General features: G+C 63.3%; 15 protein-coding genes. 11 read left to right on the forward strand and 4 right to left on the reverse strand.

Translation table 11 applies throughout. The features are described from left to right. The first annotated feature begins 30 nt into the window (after positions 1-30). Positions 31-1,002, forward strand: coding sequence for an RsmB/NOP family class I SAM-dependent RNA methyltransferase (locus RIC54_RS25920; protein ID WP_350094073.1), 972 nt, complete (start codon positions 31-33; stop codon positions 1,000-1,002). Next, a complete protein-coding gene (gene rsmI, locus RIC54_RS25925) occupies positions 999-1,700 on the forward strand; it encodes a 16S rRNA (cytidine(1402)-2'-O)-methyltransferase (protein WP_350094075.1) in 702 nt (233 codons plus the stop codon). The genes RIC54_RS25920 and rsmI overlap by 4 nt, the downstream gene beginning before the upstream one ends. Positions 1,701-1,714: 14 nt before the next feature. Here rsmI and RIC54_RS25930 read toward each other — a convergent pair whose 3' ends face one another. Continuing rightward, positions 1,715-2,530 (reverse strand): class I SAM-dependent methyltransferase, encoded by an 816-nt coding sequence (locus tag RIC54_RS25930; RefSeq protein WP_350094077.1) that lies wholly within the window; start codon positions 2,528-2,530, stop codon positions 1,715-1,717. Between the two features lie 58 nt (positions 2,531-2,588). On the opposite strand from RIC54_RS25930, the gene RIC54_RS25935 reads away from it, so the two are divergent. The 9 genes from RIC54_RS25935 to RIC54_RS25975 all read left to right on the forward strand — a co-directional run bounded on the left by RIC54_RS25935 (position 2,589) and on the right by RIC54_RS25975 (position 14,785). Further along, positions 2,589-3,827, forward strand: coding sequence for an MFS transporter (locus tag RIC54_RS25935; RefSeq protein WP_350094080.1), 1,239 nt, complete (start codon positions 2,589-2,591; stop codon positions 3,825-3,827). A 147-nt stretch (positions 3,828-3,974) separates the two neighbouring features. Continuing rightward, positions 3,975-5,429 (forward strand): amidase, encoded by a 1,455-nt coding sequence (locus RIC54_RS25940; RefSeq protein ID WP_350094083.1) that lies wholly within the window; start codon positions 3,975-3,977, stop codon positions 5,427-5,429. 67 nt (positions 5,430-5,496) lie between these two features. Continuing rightward, on the forward strand, positions 5,497-6,840 hold the full coding sequence (locus RIC54_RS25945) for a pentapeptide repeat-containing protein (protein ID WP_350094086.1): 1,344 nt from the start codon (positions 5,497-5,499) through the stop codon (positions 6,838-6,840). A gap of 2 nt (positions 6,841-6,842) precedes the next feature. Next, positions 6,843-8,009 (forward strand): sensor histidine kinase, encoded by a 1,167-nt coding sequence (locus tag RIC54_RS25950; protein WP_350094089.1) that lies wholly within the window; start codon positions 6,843-6,845, stop codon positions 8,007-8,009. 81 nt (positions 8,010-8,090) lie between these two features. Next, complete coding sequence (locus tag RIC54_RS25955; RefSeq protein WP_350094092.1) at positions 8,091-9,272, forward strand: enolase C-terminal domain-like protein; 1,182 nt, start codon at positions 8,091-8,093, stop codon at positions 9,270-9,272. Positions 9,273-9,342: 70 nt separating this feature from the next. Then, on the forward strand, positions 9,343-10,440 hold the full coding sequence (locus RIC54_RS25960) for a mandelate racemase/muconate lactonizing enzyme family protein (protein ID WP_350151584.1): 1,098 nt from the start codon (positions 9,343-9,345) through the stop codon (positions 10,438-10,440). Between the two features lie 183 nt (positions 10,441-10,623). After that, positions 10,624-12,588, forward strand: a complete 1,965-nt coding sequence (locus tag RIC54_RS25965; RefSeq protein WP_350094098.1) for a TonB-dependent receptor plug domain-containing protein — start codon at positions 10,624-10,626, stop codon at positions 12,586-12,588. 35 nt (positions 12,589-12,623) lie between these two features. After that, positions 12,624-13,199: a YfiR family protein gene (locus RIC54_RS25970; RefSeq protein ID WP_350094101.1), complete on the forward strand. Its 576-nt coding sequence runs from the start codon at positions 12,624-12,626 to the stop codon at positions 13,197-13,199. Next, positions 13,199-14,785, forward strand: a complete 1,587-nt coding sequence (locus tag RIC54_RS25975) for an ATP-binding protein (RefSeq protein ID WP_350094104.1) — start codon at positions 13,199-13,201, stop codon at positions 14,783-14,785. Before RIC54_RS25970 ends, RIC54_RS25975 begins: the two co-directional genes overlap by 1 nt. 44 nt (positions 14,786-14,829) lie before the next feature. On the opposite strand, the gene RIC54_RS25980 is transcribed toward RIC54_RS25975, so the two are convergent. The 3 genes from RIC54_RS25980 to RIC54_RS25990 are packed head-to-tail and all read right to left on the reverse strand — an operon-like array spanning position 14,830 to position 17,482. Further along, on the reverse strand, positions 14,830-15,243 hold the full coding sequence (locus RIC54_RS25980; protein WP_350094107.1) for a DUF6285 domain-containing protein: 414 nt from the start codon (positions 15,241-15,243) through the stop codon (positions 14,830-14,832). Beyond that, positions 15,243-16,232: a phosphotransferase family protein gene (locus RIC54_RS25985; RefSeq protein ID WP_350094110.1), complete on the reverse strand. Its 990-nt coding sequence runs from the start codon at positions 16,230-16,232 to the stop codon at positions 15,243-15,245. Before RIC54_RS25985 ends, RIC54_RS25980 begins: the two co-directional genes overlap by 1 nt. 47 nt (positions 16,233-16,279) lie before the next feature. Then, on the reverse strand, positions 16,280-17,482 hold the full coding sequence (locus RIC54_RS25990) for an acyl-CoA dehydrogenase family protein (RefSeq protein ID WP_350094113.1): 1,203 nt from the start codon (positions 17,480-17,482) through the stop codon (positions 16,280-16,282). Positions 17,483-17,523 lie beyond the last annotated feature (41 nt).

Below are 17,523 nucleotides of genomic sequence, written 5' to 3' on the forward strand. Positions count from 1 at the left end.
ACTCTCGATGCCGTTGGAAACGAGCCTGCCATGTCCCGTCGCACACATCCTTCGGAGGCCCGTCGCCGAGACCGCTTCGTCGGGCGCGTGGCCGGGGTCTGGGGCGTGCGTCCCGAGGACGTTGTTCGACGTTTGAGTGGCGAGCGCCGCTCCAGCGTGCGGATCAATCCACTCGCAGGCCGGCCGGTCGAAGACATCCGACGCGACATCCAGGCGTTGACTGACCTGACGCCGATCGCATGGTGTCCGGATGCATTCCACATCACCGGAGACAAGCGGGCAATTACGGCCAGCGCGCCGCATGCGGCCGGCGAGGTCTACGTGATGAACGCCTCGTCGCTGGTGCCGGCGCTGGCCCTCGACCCGCATCCGGACCAGGACATTCTGGATGTGTGCTCGGCACCCGGTGGCAAGGCGGCCCATGTCGGGGCGCTGACCGCCAACCGGGCTCGGTTGTGGGTCAACGACGGCATCAAGTCTCGTCTCAGGAAGCTCAGGGAGGTTATCGAACTACTAAACGTAAAGATAACCGATATGACCGAGCATCCTGGCCAGTACCTGGACAAGTTCATCGGACACACCTTCGATCGGATCCTGCTGGATGCGCAGTGCTCAGGCGAGGGAATGGCCGATCTGTCGCGCTCCGATGCGTTGCGGTTCTGGACGCCGGAGCGGGTCGAGCAGATGAGCCGCCTGCAGCAGCGCATGCTGGTGGCGTCGTTCAAGCAGCTGCGGCCGGGTGGTATCCTGGTCTACTCGACCTGCACCATCTCGCCGGAAGAGAACGAGGCGCCGATCGATCATCTGATACGCCACAACCCTGACGCCGTGATCGAGCCGATAGACTTGGCAATCCCCGAGGCGGTTCCGGGTCTGACGCGGTGGGAAAAGCGCGACTACCATCCGAGCCTGGCGAACGCGCTGCGGGTCGTGGCCGGACCGTACATGGAGGCATTCTTCGTGTGCCGAATCCGCAAGGTCGAGCAGGAGGCAGCGGCGTGATCGAACTGGTGGCGACGCCGATCGGCAATCTTGAGGACCTCAGTCCTCGCGCCCGCGCGGCGTTCGAAGCGGCTGATGTGGTGGCCTGCGAGGACACCCGGCGGACCGGCCGGCTGCTGTCCGCCGCCGGCATCAAGACCCGGATGGTCGCCTATCACGAGCACAATGAGCGTCCGATGGCCGAGACGCTGGTGCGCTGGTCGATTGAGGGCAAGCGTATCGCAGTAGCGACCGACGGGGGCACGCCCGGGGTCAGCGACCCGGGCTTCTCGCTGGTTCGCGCAGCGGCCCGCGCCGGGGTGCCGGTGACCATGATGCCGGGGCCGGCGGCATTCGTGATGGCAGCGGTGCTGTCAGGCCTGCCGGTTCATGGGATCACGTTCCGGGGGTTTCCCCCAAAGAAGGGCGGGCCGCGCCGGCGCTTTATCGAGGTTGATGCCGCTTCCCCGCATACCCTGGTGTTCTATGAGAGTCCGTACCGGGTCGGCAAACTGATCGAAGACGCGATCGCGGTCCTGGGTGATCGCCCGGCGGCCTTTGCCCGTGAACTCACCAAGCTTCACGAAGAGGTGGTGAGGGGACGGCTATCGGAACTGGCGGCGGTGCTGGAAGCCCGAGGAGGCCAACTGATCGGGGAGTGCTGCGTCGTCGTCGCCGGCGCTGACGTGCCGGGGGATTGGTTCGAGGCGGAGGAATGACGGGCGCCTACTGATCAATTGGTCTTCTGAACGATCACCGCCCTGAGATCGACCACCTTGTGGTTCACGGTCTCAGATACCGCCAAGTCGTATGTGGAAATCGGCAGGGTCTCGATCACCTGATGGACGCCGTAGCGTCCGTTCCCCCATGAGTTGAGGAGTCTCACGAGATCGTCGATCGAGGCGCCGAACGGATCGACGGGGTTGACCGTGGACGGAAGATGTCTGGATGAGTGTTCCAGGATCATGAGTCCGCCGGGCTTCAGGCATTTTACCCATTGATCAAAACAATAACGTGGTTCGTAGGAATGATCCCACGAGTTGCTGTAGATAAAATCTGTTTCCGATATCCATTCGTCTTTTACATTATGGAAATCCCATTGGATGGTATTCGGGAATTGTACTGCTGTATCAGATATTTCAGTTCCAATAACGGTGCAGTTTAGAAATTCGCTGAACCATTGTTGTTCGAGTCCCCGTCGTGTTCCATGGCAGAGACCGAATGTGCAGGGCCCGCGGATCTCCAGCACGCGCTCTGCGAGGTAACCGATGTTGTCCTTGATCGCAAAGACCGCATCCAGCTTGGCCTTGTTCGCCGCTATCTGGGTGGCCCTATAGCGGTCGTAGTCAAACGATCCGTCGTCTCTACGGAATTTGTACAGCTTCGCCATTGGATCCTCGGCGCACACCGGTTGGGTGCATGGAATACATCCGAACCGGGCACGATGGTAGCCTGCCACTGGGAGCATGGCACGGTTCTCCGGACGCCACGTGGTGATGGATCGTGCAAGGCTCGATTCCTCGGTGACGCTGTCATGTTTGATTGCCATGGCAGCGTTGCCGGCTCGAGTGGTTTCGCCCCGCCTGCACCCGCCGTAGACTCAGATCATGTCCCGCTTCCAGCCCTCCGCGGGCGGACTCGCCGCCCTTGGTGTGCTCGCCTTTTGCTTCGTCCTGAACGCGCTCGCCCGCGGCGCTGGCGAGACGTACGCGGTTTTCCTGCTTCCGATAGGAGAGGAGACCGGCTGGCACCGCGGTGACCTGACGTCGGTGTACTCCCTATACATGGCGGCGAACGGCCTCGCATCGCCGTTCGTCGGGCTGGCTTTCGATCGTTTTGGGCCGCGGGTTCTCTATGTCTTCGGGCTCGTATCGCTCGGCGGGGGGTTCATGCTCGCCGGCTCCATGGCGAGCCTGTGGGAGATGTACCTGAGCGTCGGGCTCATGGGTGGGCTCGGCATTGCCTCGCTGGGCATGATCCCGGCATCGGCGCTCATCAGCCGGTGGTTCGACCGGCGTCTGGCCACTGCAATGGCGGTCGCTTCGACTGGTCTGGGGACCGGGACACTGGTGCTGGTGCCGCTTGCCCAGGTGCTGATTGACGCTGAAGGATGGCGCACAGCCTATCTCTGGATCGGCGCAGTCATCGCGGCGGTGGCCGTACCGATCGCGTTGTTGCCCTGGGGTAGGATCACAAGCGGCGCGGTGGCCGAACGGCCGGCGGCTGAAAAGGTGCCGGCCGCTCACCCCGGCGTGCTGCGGGCTGTGCGGGGGCGGCCGTTCTGGGCGCTGTTCTTCGTGTTCTTCCTGACGGCGGTCGCCATCTACTCAGTGAGCCTGCAGTCGGTGGCCTATCTGGTCGATCAGGGGTTCTCGCCGCTGGAAGCTGCCGGAGCGTTCGGCTTTACCGGGGTGCTGTCGATTGCGGGAATGCTGGTGACCGGGATTGCGGCCGACCGGTATGGAAATCGTGTCACGGCGACCGTCAGCTATGCCTGCAGTTTCGTCGGCGTCGTCGCACTGTTCGCAATGCAGGCCGTGCCGTCGTTCGCGCTGGTTGTGGTGTTCGTGATCTTCTTCGGGGTCAGCATGGGCGCGCGCGGGCCGATCGTATCGACCGTCGCGGCCACGCTGTTCGCTGGACGGGGGCTCGGGACGATCTATGGAACGATCACCACCGGTCAGGGGTTGGGAGCCGCAGTCGGGTCCTGGATCGCCGGCTTCCTGCATGACCTTACCGGCGGGTACGATGCCGGATTCCTGATGTCGTCGGTGTTCATTGGATTGGCGGTCGTCCTGTTCTGGACGGTGCCGGAACTTGTGGCCCGACGTTCAAGGCCCGCGTAGTGGAGTGCGACAGGTGCTACCGCAATGTCCCCATGGTTGTAGAAAATCATTTTTAGCGTTTATCGTGAGGCGATGACATGCTCGCATGTTGATCGCTCAGCAATCGCGAGGCGTGCTCTCGCGGAGCTTCAAGACGCGAGGAGTTCCATGCCCGACATCGCATTTCTCTCCGCGACGCAATTGGCGGCCCAGATCCGGGAACGGCAGATCGGTTGCCGGGAGTTGCTCGACCACATTCTGGACCGGGTCGAACGCTACAATCCGTCGATGAACGCCATTGTCGTGCTGGACGTGGAACGTGCCCGGACTCGAGCCGATGCCGCCGACGCGGCGCTTGCTCGCGGTGACGTTTGGGGACCGCTGCACGGCGTTCCGATGACGATCAAGGAAAGCTACGACGTAGAGGGCCTGCCGACGACCTGGGGCCTGCCGGCGCTGGCCGACAACCGGGCCGAGCGCGACTCAACGGTGGTCCGACGGATGCGCGACGCCGGGGTGGTCTTGTTTGGAAAAACGAACGTGCCGGTCCTGCTTGCCGACTGGCAAAGCTACAATCCGGTGTATGGCAGTACCGGAAACCCATGGGACCTTTCCCGGACGCCGGGCGGCTCGTCGGGCGGCAGCGCTGCCGCCTTGGCCGCCGGGCTGACGGGTATCGATGCGGGCTCGGACATCGGTGCGTCCATCCGGAATCCGGCGCATTACTGCGGTGTGTACGGTCACAAGCCGACCTACGGGATTGTGTCGCCTCGCGGGCACGCGACACCGGGCGTGCTTTCCCAGGCAGACATTTCGGTCGTCGGGCCACTGGCGCGGTCTGCCGAGGACCTTGAGACGGCACTGGATGTCATGGCCGGCGCCGATGGCCTGGACAGCGAGTGTTGGCGCCTGAGTCTTCCGAAAGAGACTCGCACGCAGCCTCGCGAATTCCGGGCAGCGGTCATGCTGACCGATCCGAACTGCGCCCAGGACGACGCTCTGACAACCAAGCTTCAGGAAACCGTTGACGCCCTGGCGCGGATCGGCGTCTCCGTTTCGGACACCGCCCTTCCGGCTATCGACACGATGGAATCGCACCGACTCTACATTCACCTGCTGCGGGCGGCGACTTCCGCCCGGATGCCCGATGCGGACTACGCAGAACAGCTGTCGTTTGCCGAGTCCGCCGAGGCCGATGACTTTGGCTACCTGCCGATGGTGGCGCGTGCGGTAACTCAGCCGCACCGCGATTGGCTGCGTGCCCACGAGCGTCGGACCCATCTTCGGGAGGCCTGGGCGCGGTATTTTCAGGAATGGGACGTTCTGCTCTGTCCGACGGCGGCGTCGACGGCGTTTCCCCATCAACAGGATGGCCAGCGGCACGAGCGGACGATTCTGATCAATGGCCGTCCCCAGCCGACGGTCGACCAGTTGTTCTGGGCCGGCCTGTCCTCGGTGGTCTATCTGCCGAGCACGGTCGCCCCGGTGGGTCTGGCCAAGGACGGCCTGCCGTGTGGACTCCAGATCATCGCGGGGCATGGGCGGGACAAGACCGCTTTGGCGTTTGCCAGAATGATCGAGCGGGAACTCGGCGGATTCGTTCCGCCGGCCGGATATGACTGACGATCGTCAATCCTCCCTTAACGAGTATCCTCTAAGGGTGGGCGTGGTGAAGTAGCAGGGTCTTTGTATGACGAGTGCGAGCGCGGCATCGCCCGATGGTCCAGCTGTTCCTGACAGCAAGGCCGTTGCGACGGCGATCAAGCTTCACGATCGATACGTCAAGCGCCTGCCGGGCGGCCGACGCGCCCAGCTTGCTCACTTGCGTCTGGACGGCATCAATCTGAGTGGACGAAGGCTGGACGAGATTGACTTCACCGGGTCGTCGCTGGTTGACGCCCGGCTTGAGAAGTCGGTCCTGTGCTTCGCGAACTTCTTCGGTGCCGACCTGACACGGGCGCGCCTCAACGGCGCCGATCTGACGAGGGCCGACCTTCGCGGAGCGTGCTTTCGCGGTGCCGACCTGTCGGGGGCGAACATGGCCCAGGCTGATATTCGCGAAGCGGTTCTGGTACGCGCGCGATCGGGCGGGGTTTCGGATTCCGAGTACTCCCAGGACGCTGCGAAGAACGGGTCGGACCTGTCGGGACTTCGAGCGCACGGCGCTGACATGACGGCTGCACGCATCGGAAACTCGTTTGCGGTTCGGGCGGACTTCACCGGTGCGCAGATGCGTAGCGTCTCGTTCCAGGGGGCCGACCTGCGGACCGCGGTGTTCCGGAACGCCAATCTTGAAGGCGCGCGGTTTGCCGGCTGCAAGGCGGCGAATGCCGACTTTCGAGGCGCCATCCTGACCGATGTCTATCTGGAGGACTCCGATTTTGCCGGTGCCGATCTGACCGGCGCCATCATCGACATTGCGCTTCTCGACCATCCGGCGCTGCACAACGCCACCAAGCCGATGACCGAGCAGGAAGCCGGACTGGATCTTCCGGCCCTCCTCGCCGAGCACAAGGTGTGGGTGGAGACCAACGCGGCAGGCGGTTCGCGTCTGGTGCTAACCGGAATGATGCTGCTCAGGCAGGATTGGGCCGGAAGCTCTCTGGCGGCGGCATCATTGCGGAACATGGTCCTGTTCTCATCGAACCTGGCCGGCGCGTCGATGGCACTGACCGACCTGACCGGAAGTGATCTGCGCCAGTCGAACCTGCGATCGGCCGATCTGCGCGGCGCGACGTTGAACGACGCGCACCTGAACGATGCCGACCTGCGTGGTGCCAATCTGGGGCCTTTGGCGGTCAGCGGACGTGGCCGGGAGATCGGGGCGAATGCGATTGCGGCCTCGCTGGTCGGCGCCCAGCTTGAAGGCGCGAAGCTCATGGGCATGAACTTCAGCAGTGCGGACTTGCGGCGGGTGGACCTGACGGACGCCGATCTGACCGGAGCGGTGTTGCGGGGCGCCATGCTGGAGGGGGCTCGCCTGCAAGGCGCGATCCTTGACGGCGTCGATCTCGACGGTGCCCGAGGACTCTGACGGTGGTCCAGGGAGCCAACATCGCGCCACCGCTGGATGACCGGACGACCGTTGCCGGCGGTGGGGTGTCGATCGAGGCGTTGCCGGCAGCGGTTGTCGTGTTGAGTGACGACCGTATCGTCGACGTCAACGCCAATGGGCTTTGTCTGGCTGGTGTCGTCGATCGGGCGGAGCTGGTGGGTCGGCCGTTCGCCGAGGTGGTGGTCGTCGGCGACCCGGTGTCCGCTGATCACGGGGGCGCCGGATCCTCGGACGGCGGCGGGATTCGGTGGAGACATGCGCTGATCCGGCCCGTTGCCGGAGCCGCTGCAGCTATCCTGGTATCGCAGGGCCCAGACTGGATCGTCGACGGCCAGACCACTCGTCTGGTTCTTCTTGTTCCGTCGGTGGCGAATGGCGACGAGGCATTGGATGCCGACGCCCGGCATGAGGCTCGCGGCAGGATCGCGGACGTCTTCGCCAACTTGGCACACGAGATGCGCACCCCGCTCAACGCGGTCATCGGGTTCGGGGAAATACTGGTCGGCGAGCACTTCGGCCCGCTGGCCGCGCGCTACAAGGACTATTCCCGCGACATCGTGGGGGCCGGCTACCATCTGCTTGCCCTGGTGAACGGTGCCCTGGACCTTGGCAGGGCGAGTGCCGGCCCGGACACCCTGGACGAACGTCCGGTGGAATTGCGTGCGGTCCTGACGTCGACCATTGCGATGCTGCAGCATTCGGCGACCCTCAAGTCGATTACAGTCGAGATCGTCGATCTGACCGGGTTGCCGTTGATCTACGCCGACGAAACCCGGATGCGGCAGCTCTTCGTCAACCTGATCAGCAATGCGATCAAGTACTCGCCCGTTGGACGGGGGGTGACGATCAAGCATTGGATCGAAGACGACGGGCGGGTGTGCATCGATGTCATTGATGGCGGCGTCGGCATGTCGCGGGAGGAGGTAGCAATCGCGCTGCTGCCGTTCGGCCGAACCGACTCCGCCATGCGAACCGGCGAGGCGGGGACCGGCCTTGGGTTGCCGATCTGCAAGGCGATCGTCGAGGCGCATGGCGGTCGTCTGACAATCGACAGCGCGCCGAGGCGTGGCACCACCATCTCGGTCATCCTCCCGGCGAACCGCCTGGTCGCGGCACCTGGGCACGGCGGCCTGCTGAACCTCCTTTAGAGTCGGAAGCCGACCCTCGGTCATTGTCGCTCCACCGGTCGGCGGGCATGATCGTGTCCGCGTGCCCCCTCGGAGGATGATATGACCCGGATCACTCGCGTTGAGGTTCACGAGTTCGGCTTTGATGCGGTGAACCTCGGCCGTGTCGCCGAAGGTGGCAGCATCGGCTCGCTGAGCTATCGCAAGGGTGCGACGTCACGGATCTCCAAGTATGCCGTTCGGATCCAGACCGAGGACGGGTGCCGTGGCGAGTACGTGACCCATTGGGTGGCTTCACCCTCGGCGTTGGGGCAGACCCTGATGCTGGCCCCGCTGCTGATCGGACGGCATGCCGAACAGCGCGAGGGAATATGGGACGATCTGAAGCGAGAGGCTCGGCAGTTCGATCATATGGGACATGGGCCGATCGACATTGCCTTGTGGGACTGGACCGGCAAGCACTTGGGATGCTCGATTTCGACGCTGCTGGGTGCGCATCGTCAACGCCTACCGGCGTACGCCTCGACCTATCATGGCGACCGCGACGGTGGCCTGGACAGCCCGGAGGCGTTCGGCGAGTTCGCGCTGCAGTGCCGGCAGATGGGCTACCGGGCGTTCAAGGTGCATGGCTGGCATGAAGGGGATCGTCGGGAGGAAGCGGCCAACGTGCTGAAGGTCCGGGAGATGGTCGGCGACACCATGACGCTGATGCTCGACCCCGCATGTGAACTGCGGACGTTTGCCGATGCCTTGTACGTCGGGCGCGCCTGCGACGACGCCGACTACTTCTGGTACGAGGACCCGTTTCGGGACTCCGGCGTTTCCGCCTTTGCGCATAAGCGGCTGCGCGAGATGATCAGGACTCCGATCCTGCAGACCGAGCACATCCGCGGCGTCGAGCCGAAGGCGGATTTCCTGATCGCCGGTGGAACGGACTTCCTGCGGTCCGACCCCGAGTATGACATGGGCATCACCGGGGCTATGAAGATCCACCACCTGGCCGAGGCGTTCGGCATCGATGTCGAGGTGCACGCCGCCGGACCAGCGCATCGCCACGTGATGGCGGCAACCCGGAACAGCAACTACTACGAAGTTGCCCTGGTCGGTCCCGACTGCCCGAATGCGGTACCGCCGGTCTACACCTGTGGCTATACCGACCAGCTCGATTGTGTCGATACCGATGGCTGCGTTCCGGTTCCGACCGGTCCGGGTCTGGGCGTGGTCTACGACTGGGATTTCATCGAGGCGAACCGCACTCGGTACGAAGTGTTCGAGAACCGGTGATTGCCGAGGCGTCCATCCGATGCATGGCAGCACCGCTGAGCCGTCCGATCTGACCGGAGTATCTGACACGATGACAAGAATCGAATCCGTCGACGCGCGTCTCTTCCGGGTTCCACTGGCCGAGGTCCTGAGCGATGCCAAGCATGGTGACCATTCGCACTTCGAACTGGTGACAGTCACGATCAGGTTCGAGGATGGAATAGAGGGTACCGGCTACACTTACACAGGCGGCCGGGGTGGGCAGGCCATCCTTGCCATGATCAACCACGACCTGACGCCCTTCCTGATCGGCCGGGATGCCGCCGCGGTGGAAACGCTCCATGACGACATGCAATGGCACGTGCACTACGTCGGACGCGGCGGCATCGCATCTTTTGCCATCTCGGCGGTCGACATCGCGCTGTGGGATGGGCGAGGCAAGCGGAGCGGAGAGCCGCTGTGGAAGATGGCTGGCGGGTCTGGACAGACCAGCAAGGCGTATTGCGGCGGCATCGATCTCAACTTCCCGCTCGAGAAGCTGCTGGTCACCGTGCAGGGCTATCTCGATCGAGGGTTCAACGGGGTGAAGATCAAGGTCGGCAAGGCGGATCTGGCCGAGGATGTGGCACGGGTGCGGGCGGTCCGCGAGTTGATCGGACCTGATGTCGCCTTCATGGTCGACGCCAACTATTCATTGAGCGTGGACGAGGCGATCCGCGCCGCCAGAGCGTTCAAGCCATACGATCTGGTGTGGTTCGAGGAGCCGATCATCCCGGACGACTATACCGGCTATGCCCGCGTTGCAGACGAGACCGGTGTGCCGATCGCGATGGGTGAGAACCTGCACACGATTCATGAGTTCGAGCATGCGTTCGCCCAATCGAAACTCGCGTATATTCAACCCGATGCGTCGAACTGCGGCGGAATCACCGGCTGGCTGCGCGTCGCGGGGTTGTCACGTCGGCACGGCCTGCCTGTGTGCAGCCACGGGATGCAGGAGCTGCACGTAAGCCTGATGGCCGGGCAGCCGAACGCGGGTTGGATGGAGGTTCACTCCTTCCCGATCGACGCCTACACGATGCTTCCACTCGTTGTGAAAAACCAGGTGGCAGTGGCGCCGGATACTCCCGGATCAGGGGTCGTTTTCGACTGGCACAAGCTCGAGTCGGCGCACGATGCACACGTGTAGGAGCAGGCTGCGGTTTACGGAGGCGGATACCATTGGGTGTTAAAAGTATTACCGACTTGTTCGGATAATCCGCACACTTTCGTTATACCGAACAGGGTAAATGCTCTGTTAAGGATCTATTTTCATTCATTATTTGCACAAATGAGGTATCCTCCGCGGGCGTTTGGAGCGGAGGGGCGAAAGATGGTTCGGCATTCCAGGGCCGTGGTTGTCGTAGTAGGAAGCATTGCGGCGTCGACCTCGGTTGGGCACGCGGCGCTGCCGGACTACGCGGACCTTTCCCTCGAGCAGTTGATGAAGATCGAGGTGACCTCGGCGGCCAAGCGACCGGAGTCGATCCTCAACACCCCTGCCGCGGTGTTCGTCCTGACCAACGAGGACATCCGGCGGATGGGAGCCCGGTCGGTGCCCGAGGCACTGCGGATGGTGCCGGGCCTGAATGTTGCCCAGATCACCGCCAGCACCTGGGCAATCTCGGCCCGCGGCTTCAACGGCAGGTTCGCGAACAAGCTGCTGGTGCTGGTCGATGGCCGGACGGTCTACACGCCCCTGTTCTCCGGGGTGTACTGGGACCGCCAGGACACCGTCCTGGAGGATATCGAGCGGATCGAGGTGATCCGTGGTCCGGGCGCGGCGCTGTGGGGCGCCAATGCCGTCAACGGCGTGATCAACATCATCACCAAGAATGCGCGAGACACCCAGGGTGGGTATGCGCAGGCCGGTGCCGGGTCCGACGATCAGGCGCGCGGCGAGGTCCGTTACGGTGGAACGCTGGGTGAATACGGTCATTACCGGGTCTTCGGGAAGACCTTTACCGAGGGCAACCGGCCCGAGGCGAGCGGTGCCGACGGCGCCGATGACTGGCGGTCGGGCAGGGCGGGCTTTCGCGCTGACCTGACCGACAAGTCGGGCGATACTTGGCACTTCCAGGGCGGTTCGTTCGCGAGCGTCGTCGGCGACGCGTACTCATCGCCGTCCCTGTCTGCGCCATACAACCAGCGTCTCGCCACCGATTCAGATGCATCCGGCAGCTATCTGCTGGGGAGCTGGGGCCGCGATCTGGCGGCCAGCAACCGGCTTGAGGTTCGCGCCTTCTATCAGCAGGAGTCGTTCAGCGACCCGCGGATCTCCGAGGATCGAAGCACCGTTGATGTGGAGGCATCGCACCGGTTTCTGATCGGCGACCGGCATAATTTCGTCTGGGGCGTGGGTGGGCGATACAGCCAGGACGACATTCAGGATGGCTTCCAGTTCGGGTTCGAGCCCGACAGCGACGAACAGTACCTGGTAAACGCATTCGCCCAGGATACGATCGCCCTGTGGGACGGTGCCGTTGAACTGACGCTCGGAACCAAGCTCGAATACAACAACTACACCGGCGTCGAAGTTCAGCCGAACGCGCGGGCGCTTTGGCATATCGATGAGCGCAACTCTGTTTGGACGGCGGCATCCCGCGCTGTTCGAACACCGTCGCGCGCGGAGAACGACATCACGGCGTCTCCGCTGGTGATTCCACCTTCAGCCGCAACCGGTGGGCTTCCGACGGTCGTCCAGTACAATGGTAGGCGCACCCTCGTATCGGAGGAACTGCTGGCCCTTGAGGCCGGGTACCGGTGGCAGACCAGCGACTATCTGTCGTTCGACCTTGCGACTTTCTACAATTTCTACGACCGCTTGGTCTCGGCATCCACGGGTACATCCTATGTCACAACGACGAACGGAACTCCGCACATCGTCGTGCCGCTCAACACCAATAACAACGGCGAAGCCGACGTGTATGGCTTCGAGCTGGTCGGCAACTGGCAGCCCAGGAACGATTTGAGGCTGCAGGGATGGTACGCGTTTGCCAAGAGCGACGATGATTCTCAGAATCAGGTCGGACTACGCTCACTCTACAACGTGACCCCTACCGTCACGCTGGACGCGACCGCGCGCTATGTCAGCGAGATCGAGAGTGCCGACATCGATGCCTATGCCGAGCTCGGCGTCCGATTGGCATGGCGCCCCGTACCGAACGTGGAACTGGCGATCGTCGGCCAGAACGTGCTGCACGACGAACGGCTGGAGTTCAACAGCGATCCGCTGGCCGGAAGCCAGGCGACAAAGGTTGAACGCTCGATCTTCGGGTCTGTGAGCCTGAAGTTCTGACAATGATGCGCTGTTCACCAGCCAAAGCCAGATCGATGGCCGGTACGCTGCTGCGGACCTGCCACGGCATTGCCGTGATGTGCTTGGTATTGCTGGTCGGCTTTGGCAGCGCAACGGCCCACAGTCGTTCGACCGACGATTTCAAGACGGCGGCGATCAAGGTGGCGTTCGTCTATAACTTCGCCAAGTTCACGACCTGGCCGCCGGACCGGTTTCGGTCACCGTCGGAGCCAATGCGGTTTTGCGTGCAACGCGGCGATCTTGACCCTGAAGCGTTGCGCGCCTTGGAGCAGAAGCAGGTCGGCGATCGGCTGGTTCGGATTGAGACAGTGGATCCCGGCGCGGCGATTGGCACCTGTCATATTTTGTTCGCCAGCGCCTTTCAGTCCGAGCCGTCGTTAAGAGCGCTGCTGGTCGCGGCGACCTTGAATGGAGTCCTTGTAGTCTCCGACATGCCGGGATTCGCCGTTCTCGGCGGACACATCGGCTTGGTCGAGGACAGCAATCGATTGCGGTTTCAGGTGAACCTGGAGGCTGCTCTTAAAACCGGGTTGAAGTTGAGTTCGAAGTTTCTGCAACTTGCGGAGATTGTCGGGCCGGTGACGCAATAATGCCCAACTGGTTCTCAAATCTGTCGCTTCGCGCCAAGTTCGTGGCCGTCACCATGCTGGTGGGCATGGTCGTGACGGCGTTCGCGACGGTCAGTTTTCTGATCTATGCCAACTCGGCGACACGCTCGAACCTTGTTCGAGAGATGACTGCGCTTGCCCAGGTCCTGGCCGAGAACAGCAGCGCGGCGCTGGTGTTCAACGATCCGGCCGCTGCAGCCCAGACGCTTACGGCGCTGCGGGTCAAGACCGATGTGATCGGCGCGCGCGTGGTCATGGCGTCCGGCGACGTGTTCGCACAGTTTGGACAGATGCTGCCGGATACCGGGCCGGTTGCGACGATCGGCAGCCTGGGAGCGCAGTTCGGCGAGAACCACCTGCTGGTCAAATGGCCAATCCTGCTGGACGGAGAGAGGCTTGGTGCGGTCGAACTTCTCGTTTCGCTGGATGTCCTGCGCAACGAGCGGAACGCGCTTATTCTGATCGCTGGCGCGATCGTCGTCTTCTCCACGCTGATCGCGTTCGCTCTGTCCACGACCCTTCAAAGGGCGTTGATCCGCCCGATCACGCACCTGGCCGGCGTGATGCATCAGGTCAGCTCGGAGAAGGCCTATTCCCACCGGGCTGAACGCGACACCAACGACGAACTCGGCGACTTGATCACCGGCTTCAACCACATGCTCGAGCAGATCGAGACCCAGCACCGGGAACTGACGGTCTATCGCGAACAGTTGGAACGTCTGGTCGATGACCGAACCATCCAGCTCCAGGATGCTAACGTCCGGTTGCATCAAACAGTGTCTGATCTTCAGGAATCGAAGTCCGAGCTCGAGACCGCCAACCGGTTCAAGTCCGAATTCCTCGCCAACATGAGCCACGAGCTTCGAACCCCGCTGAACGCGATCATCGGGTTCTCGGACATCATGGTGAACCGACTTTTCGGCAAGCTCGGTGATGCCCGATATGAAGATTACGCCAAGGACATCCACTACAGCGCCAATCACCTGATCGAGATCATCGGGGACATTCTGGACACGACCCGGATCGAGTTTGGAAAGCTCGAGCTCCAGGAGTCGACGGTTTCCATCGATGGGCTCCTTGAAGATGCCTTGCGAATCATCTCGCCGTCGATACACGCCAAGTGCATCAAGCTGGAGCGGCAAGCATTACCGATGCCGGCTCCCAAGCTGCGATGCGATCCGATACGGGTGCGCCAGATCCTGATCAACCTGCTATCGAACGCGGTCAAGTTTACGGACTCAGGCGGGGTCATTTCGATCGATGTCAGGATCCGGGAGGGCCTGGAAATCACGATCACTGACACGGGCATCGGAATTGACGAGGCGGACCTCGAGCGGGTGGTGACCCCATTCGCACAGGTCGAGCACGCATTTGCCCGCAAGTATCAAGGAACGGGGCTCGGCTTGTCGCTGAGCAAGACGCTCATGGAGTGCCATCAGGGCAGGTTGACACTCAGCAGCCGCCTGGGTGAAGGCACGGCGGTGACGATCCACTTCCCGGCGTTCCGGATGATGGCGCCGGACACGGACACGGTGCAGATCGACACGGCGATCGGCGAAACCGGTTAATCCGCAGGATCTGTGACCCCCATCTTTCCGACACCTCGGCCGGCTCAGCAGCGGCTGGGCTGGCTGTACTCGCGCGCTTCCAGGAAACGGGGATTGGATTGCTTGAGGCGCTCCTCGACGAGAACGCGGAGCACTTCGTAGACCGGACCGAGCAGGGCATCGTCGTAGTCCCCGTCGCGGAGTTCCCGGGCCAGATCTCCCATCAGGCTCTGCGCGCGCTGAACGGCGTCGCTGCCCGCGCGATGCACATTATCCTGACCGTAGAACTCGGCGAAGGCATCCAGGACCCGTCGGGCGGGTTCGTGGCCGGCTTCGATCTCGCGCCGTGCCATGGCGATGGCGCTGGCGACCATCAGGGCGGCGTACTTGGTCGTTCCGTCCAACGTCGGCAGAACTTCGGCGTTGAGCGTCGCTTCGGCGGCCTTCAGCAGGTCGAGACGATCCGGACGGTCGAGCATCAGATGGCCTCCTCGATGGTTCGTATCTGGGCGAGGAGGTCGTACTCCATCTCAGCCACCTTTCGGGCCGTCAGGGCGAGTTCCATCGAGAACTCGCGTCCGGACAGGTGGCGTTCACCCTGGTGCAGGGCAATGATGGCCCAGCGGACGGTAGCGAGCACCTCCCAGTACGGGAGTTCGGCCCAGTCAAGTGTCGGTCCCGCTCCCGCCTCGTAGCCGCGTCGGAAGTCCTCTAGCTCGCCGATGCCGCCGACAGTCCGAGCATCGGACCCGAAGCGCCAGCATCGCGCGCACAGCCAGCCGATGTCCTCAAGCGGATCCGACCAGCCGGCGAACTCCCAATCGAGCACGGCTGTCACCTGTGGTCCCTCCGTCGGATCGACCATCAGATTGCCGCAGCGAAAGTCGCCGTGCCCGAGGACCGACGCCGGCCGCTCTGGCGCGTTCCGCTGCAGCCACCGGATCGCCCACTCCAGAACCGGGTAGGGGTGAGGCAAGGCATCAAGCTGTTCGAGGAACTCCATGATGCGGCGACCGGCAGGTGGGCTCAGGTCGGCGCCGAGAAACTTCAGTTCGGCCCGTGGCGGCTGAATGGCGTGGATCCGCGCCAGTTCGCGTCCGAGCCGCTCGGTGATCGCCGGCCGATACGGATCGAGTGCTGGGTCACGGGCCAGAGTGCGGGGATTGGCGGTGCCGGGGGCACGCCGCATCAGGTAGCTGGGCTTGCCGATCACGCTTCCGTCCGGATCCACGGCCAACGGTTCGGGAACCGTCACGCCGGCCGAAAAAGCGACGCTCAGCAAGGCGTGCTCCTCGGCCCGGGTCCGGCTCAGGGAAACCCCAGACGGAGCGTCGGTGCGCAGCACCAGGCCGAGGCTCCCTGCATGCGGCCCGTCGATGACCAAGGCGTCGAACGTCCAGTTCTCCTGTATCGCACCGCCAGACATCTTGGCGGGCTCGCCCAGGCGTACCTCCGATGCTTTCAGCACGGAGGCAACCCAACGACCGAGTGCCTGAACATTTTCCGGCGTCATGCTCAGACACCCCAGGACCAGAAATCGTTGCGCTCCTGCTGGTAGAACCGCGAAAGCACCATCTTGTGTACCTCGGACGCGCCGTCGACCAGCCGGGCCTGACGCGCATAGCGATAGATCCACTCCAGCGGCGTGTCCTTGGAGTAGCCGCGTGCGCCGTTGATCTGGATCGCGGTGTCGACCGCTTCGTGCAGGGTGTCGGCGACGTGGATCTTCGCCATCGACACTTCCTTGCGGGCGAAGTCGCCGGCTGCGAGCTTCCAGGCGGCCTTCATGGTCAGCAGCCGGCCGATCTCGATCTTGTAGGCGAGGTCTCCGAGCATTGTCTGGATGGTCTCGCGGTCAGACAGCCGAACGCCGAATCCCTCGCGGCGTTCGGCGTATTCGATGGCAATCTCCATGGACCGCTTGGCCAGCCCCAGCCAGCGCATGCAGTGGGTGAGACGGGCGGTTCCGAGCCTGATCTGGGTGAGCTTCAGGCCGTCGCCGACCTCCATCAGCCGATCGCGGTCGTCGATCTCCAGGTTGTCGAACTCGATCTCGCAGTGACCGCCGTGTTCCTCGGGTCCCATGATCGGGATCCTCCGGACGATCCGCCAGCCCGGCTGGTCCTTGTGGAACATGAACGCAGTCAACCCTTTACGGGAATCGTCAGAGGTCTTGGCCATCAGGATGAAATGGGTCGCCTCCTCGGCGCCGGTGATGAACCACTTGCGGCCGTTCACCCGCCAGCGGGCGTTCCCGACCGGCTCGGCGCGGGTCAGCATCATGCTCGGGTCGGAGCCCGACCCCGGCGACGGCTCGGTCATCACGAAGGCCGAGCGAACGCTGCCGTCGACGATTGGCTGCAGCCAACGCTGCTTTTGGTCCGGTGTGCCGATCCGGTTCAGGATGTACATGTTGCCGTCATCGGGCGCAGCGCAGTTGAAGCACACCGGGCCGAAGATGGAACGGTTCATCTCCTCATAGGCCGGCGCGATGCCGACCTGATCGAAGCCTAGGCCGCCGAGTTCCTTGGGCATCTGCGGCGCCCACAAGCCTGCTGCCTTCACCTTGGCGCGCAATTCCGCCAAGCGATCGAGGCGGATGTTGTCGTGCTCGTCATAGGCGCTGCGGTCGGCCTCGATCGGAATGATGTGTTCGGCAACGAAGGCACGGACCGCGACCCGGTAGGCCTCGATGTCGGGGGCAAGATTGAAGTCCATCGGGGCTCGCTCGGCTGGTTTCGACCGGGCTAAGATACCCG

The organism is Thalassobaculum sp. (assembly GCF_040219215.1).
GTDB lineage: Bacteria > Pseudomonadota > Alphaproteobacteria > Thalassobaculales > Thalassobaculaceae > Thalassobaculum_A.

Excerpts from the sequence above, each read along its gene's own strand:
- RIC54_RS25975 (WP_350094104.1), top strand. The coding sequence starts at position 13,199 with ATGCCCAACTGGTTCTCAAATCTGTCGCTTCGCGCCAAGTTCGTGGCC.
- RIC54_RS25980 (WP_350094107.1), bottom strand. The coding sequence starts at position 15,243 with ATGCTCGACCGTCCGGATCGTCTCGACCTGCTGAAGGCCGCCGAAGCG.
- RIC54_RS25990 (WP_350094113.1), bottom strand. The coding sequence starts at position 17,482 with ATGGACTTCAATCTTGCCCCCGACATCGAGGCCTACCGGGTCGCGGTC.
- RIC54_RS25935 (WP_350094080.1), top strand. The coding sequence starts at position 2,589 with ATGTCCCGCTTCCAGCCCTCCGCGGGCGGACTCGCCGCCCTTGGTGTG.
- RIC54_RS25945 (WP_350094086.1), top strand. The coding sequence starts at position 5,497 with ATGACGAGTGCGAGCGCGGCATCGCCCGATGGTCCAGCTGTTCCTGAC.
- RIC54_RS25955 (WP_350094092.1), top strand. The coding sequence starts at position 8,091 with ATGACCCGGATCACTCGCGTTGAGGTTCACGAGTTCGGCTTTGATGCG.
- RIC54_RS25930 (WP_350094077.1), bottom strand. The coding sequence starts at position 2,530 with ATGGCAATCAAACATGACAGCGTCACCGAGGAATCGAGCCTTGCACGA.
- RIC54_RS25960 (WP_350151584.1), top strand. The coding sequence starts at position 9,343 with ATGACAAGAATCGAATCCGTCGACGCGCGTCTCTTCCGGGTTCCACTG.
- RIC54_RS25940 (WP_350094083.1), top strand. The coding sequence starts at position 3,975 with ATGCCCGACATCGCATTTCTCTCCGCGACGCAATTGGCGGCCCAGATC.
- RIC54_RS25970 (WP_350094101.1), top strand. The coding sequence starts at position 12,624 with ATGGCCGGTACGCTGCTGCGGACCTGCCACGGCATTGCCGTGATGTGC.
- RIC54_RS25965 (WP_350094098.1), top strand. The coding sequence starts at position 10,624 with ATGGTTCGGCATTCCAGGGCCGTGGTTGTCGTAGTAGGAAGCATTGCG.
- RIC54_RS25920 (WP_350094073.1), top strand. The coding sequence starts at position 31 with ATGTCCCGTCGCACACATCCTTCGGAGGCCCGTCGCCGAGACCGCTTC.